The organism is Citrobacter sp. Ce119 (assembly GCF_030334525.1).
Classification (GTDB): Bacteria; Pseudomonadota; Gammaproteobacteria; order Enterobacterales; family Enterobacteriaceae; genus Citrobacter; species Citrobacter europaeus.
The window spans coordinates 1-2,669 of record NZ_JAOWDR010000042.1; the positions used below are offsets into that span (position 1 = coordinate 1).

At 63.1% G+C, this 2,669-nt stretch carries 1 protein-coding gene; it reads right to left on the reverse strand.

Annotation, left to right across the window (positions count from 1 at the left end; all coding sequences use genetic code 11):
* On the reverse strand, positions 1–2,669 hold a 2,669-nt coding region (locus OGV80_RS05725; RefSeq protein WP_286514018.1), incomplete at both ends, for a beta strand repeat-containing protein.

Genomic DNA, 2,669 nt, shown 5'->3' on the forward strand with positions numbered 1-2,669 from the left:
ACCGTCAGGCTCCAGCTTCCATTTGCAGCGGTTGTCGCCGTGTATTGTTTACCGTTCAGCGTCACTGTGATCAGAGTGCCTTCCGCCAGGTTGGCGCTGGTACCGCTCACGCTCAGATCCTGGCCTTTCTCCACCGCATTCAGCACGTTATCGCCGCTGAGGGTGTCGAAGCCAACTGACGGCAGCCCGGTATCAACGGTTACATTGTGCGTACCGCTGCCGGTATTGCCCGCCGCGTCGGTCACTGACGCAGTGACGGTCACGCTGCCATCGCTGAGGCCGGCAATCACGCTCGCCGGAACGCCCACGCTCCAGTTGCCCGCCGCGTCCAGCACGGTGGTGTAAGTCTGGCCGCCAATGGTGACGGTGACTTTATCCCCCGCTGCCGCGCCGGTGGCGGAGCCGCTGATAATCTGTGCCTGATTGTGTTCAGCCACGTTAATGACGTCATCGCCCGCGATGGTGTTGATCGTCACCGCAGGCACGGTCACGTCCACCGTCAGGTTGTGGTCAACCGACGCCGGGTTCCCCGCCTTGTCACTGACGCTCGCGGTGACGATCACGCTGCCGTCGGTTAATCCCGCCAGGTCCGCCGCCGGAACGTTCAGCGTCCAGCTGCCGTTAGCGCCTACGGTGGTGGTGTAGTTTTTACCGTTCAGGCTCACGGTCACCGTCTGGCCCGCCTCGGCGGTACTGGTGCCGGAGATGGCGAGGTCTGACTGCGCTTCCGTGGCGTTCAGGATATCGTCAGCCGCAAGGGTACTGATGGTCACGGACGGTGCGGTCGCATCCACGCTGTACTCGCGGCCCGCAGACGCGCTGTTGCCGTTGACGTTGGTCACGCTCACCTGCACGCTGGCATCGCCGTCTTTTATGCCCGCCAGGTCAGCCGATGGGATGGTCGCCGTCCAGTTGCCACTGTCATCAACGGTGGTGGTGTAGATTTTACCGTTCAGGCTCACGGTCACGGTCTGCCCGGCTTCGACGTTGGTCGTCGCGCCGGAAAGCACCAGATCAACACCTTTTTCAGCGGCATTGATCACGTCGTCGGTGGCGATGGCATTGATGCTGATCGCCACGCTCGCCAGATCGACGGTCACGTCGTGGCTGATGGTGATGGGGTTACCCGCCGCGCTGTCGCCGGTGACGCTGATTTTCACGGTGCCTTCCGGCCACGCGCCCACATCTGCCGCCGGAACCGCTGCGCTCCAGGTGCCGTCTGCCAGTACTGTGGCGGAATAGTCTTTCCCGTTCACGTTCACGGTCAGCGCGGTGCCGGGGGTCAGACCGTCGCTGGAACCGGTCACGATCAGGTTCTGATTGTGTTCAATACTGTTGACCACATCATCACCCGCCACGGTATCGACACGCAGACCCGGGAGGTTGGCGTCGATAGTCACATCACGCTCGCCGGAGCCGGTGTTACCGTGGCCGTTGGTCACGGTGGCGGTCACGCTCAGGCTGCCGTTGCCCAGCGCCGTCAGCACGTCAGACGGCACATTCACTGACCAGCTCAGATCGCCCTGCACCGTCGCAGTATAGGTGTTGCCGCCAATCGTCACGGTTACGGTGTTGCCCGCTTCCGCATGGGCCACGGTACCGCTCAGGGTCTGCCCCGCAGCCACTTCCGCCGCGTTGATGACGTTATCGCCCGCCACGGTATTGATGGTGACGGTTGGCAGCGCGGTATCGACCAGCAGGTTTGCGGTATTGCTCACGCTGTTACCCACCGCGTTGGTCGCCGCGGCGTTCAGGGTGTAGTTAGCTTCACCCAGGCCCGCCAGATCGGCTGCCGGAACCGTCAGGCTCCAGCTTCCATTTGCAGCGGTTGTCGCCGTGTATTGTTTACCGTTCAGCGTCACTGTGATCAGAGTGCCTTCCGCCAGGTTGGCGCTGGTACCGCTCACGCTCAGATCCTGGCCTTTCTCCACCGCATTCAGCACGTTATCGCCGCTGAGGGTGTCGAAGCCAACTGACGGCAGCCCGGTATCAACGGTTACATTGTGCGTACCGCTGCCGGTATTGCCCGCCGCGTCGGTCACTGACGCAGTGACGGTCACGCTGCCATCGCTGAGGCCGGCAATCACGCTCGCCGGAACGCCCACGCTCCAGTTGCCCGCCGCGTCCAGCACGGTGGTGTAAGTCTGGCCGCCAATGGTGACGGTGACTTTATCCCCCGCTGCCGCGCCGGTGGCGGAGCCGCTGATAATCTGTGCCTGATTGTGTTCAGCCACGTTAATGACGTCATCGCCCGCGATGGTGTTGATCGTCACCGCAGGCACGGTCACGTCCACCGTCAGGTTGTGGTCAACCGACGCCGGGTTCCCCGCCTTGTCACTGACGCTCGCGGTGACGATCACGCTGCCGTCGGTTAATCCCGCCAGGTCCGCCGCCGGAACGTTCAGCGTCCAGCTGCCGTTAGCGCCTACGGTGGTGGTGTAGTTTTTACCGTTCAGGCTCACGGTCACCGTCTGGCCCGCCTCGGCGGTACTGGTGCCGGAGATGGCGAGGTCTGACTGCGCTTCCGTGGCGTTCAGGATATCGTCAGCCGCAAGGGTACTGATGGTCACGGACGGTGCGGTCGCATCCACGCTGTACTCGCGGCCCGCAGACGCGCTGTTGCCGTTGACGTTGGTCACGCTCACCTGCACGCTGGCATCGCCGTCTTT